At 73.2% G+C, this 739-nt stretch carries 1 protein-coding gene; it reads right to left on the bottom strand.

What is annotated here, in order from left to right; translation table 11 throughout:
* The coding region (locus Amac_RS53410) for a DUF222 domain-containing protein (RefSeq protein ID WP_155362082.1) at positions 1 to 739 on the bottom strand (739 nt) is incomplete at both ends.

The raw sequence follows: 739 nt of genomic DNA, 5'->3' as shown, positions 1-739 counted from the left end.
CGTCGGCGTCATCGTCCAGGGTGCCCGGGTCCAGCAGCTCCCGCAGGTATCGCCCGGCCTTGAGGATCTCGGCCGGGGAGGCGCTGTCGGCCAGGTCCAGCAGGATCGGCTCGGCCAGCGCGGCCTGGGCATCGTTGAGGTGGGTGGTGACCTGGCTGATCGCGTCGGCCGATCCCTCGGCGAGGGTGCCGCGGGCCAGCCGGTCCCGGACGACGGGCAGGCGGGCCAGCTGGGTGGCCAGCCGGATCAGGCGGGAGGCGCCCGCATCGCTCATGCCCGCTGAGGCGCGCAGCCAGGTCCCGGTGGAGGCGTGCCCGCCGCTGCCGGCACTCTTGGCCTCACCGGTGGCATGGACGCGCCCCACCCGGGCGGCGATCGCCGAGCTCAGCCGATCCTGGGCGAACAGCAGGTCCTCCGTCTCGCCCAGACACAACCCGGCGCTGTCGGGCAGGTCGGCCATCGCAATCCGGGAGGCGAGCTGCCTCATCTCCGACACCAGCATCCCGGATTCCACCGGCTCGCCACAGGCCTCCGGCCCCGCCGAGCGACCAGCGTCGGCGTCGGTGGAGCGGTCGGCGTCGGTAGAGCGACCAGGATAGGCCGAGCGGCCAGAGTCGGTGGAGCGGCCGTGGAGGAACTGCTGCCGTGCGTTCTGCTGCCCTGCGCCGCACGCGTCCCTGTGCGCGTCGCCGTATGTGTCGCCGTATGTGTCGCCGTAGGCGTCGTCGTGGGCGTCGTT

It is taken from the genome of Acrocarpospora macrocephala (assembly GCF_009687865.1).
GTDB classification, from domain to species: domain Bacteria; phylum Actinomycetota; class Actinomycetes; order Streptosporangiales; family Streptosporangiaceae; genus Acrocarpospora; species Acrocarpospora macrocephala.
Note: the sequence above shows the minus strand (reverse complement) of the source record. Positions and strands in the feature narration are given on the sequence as shown.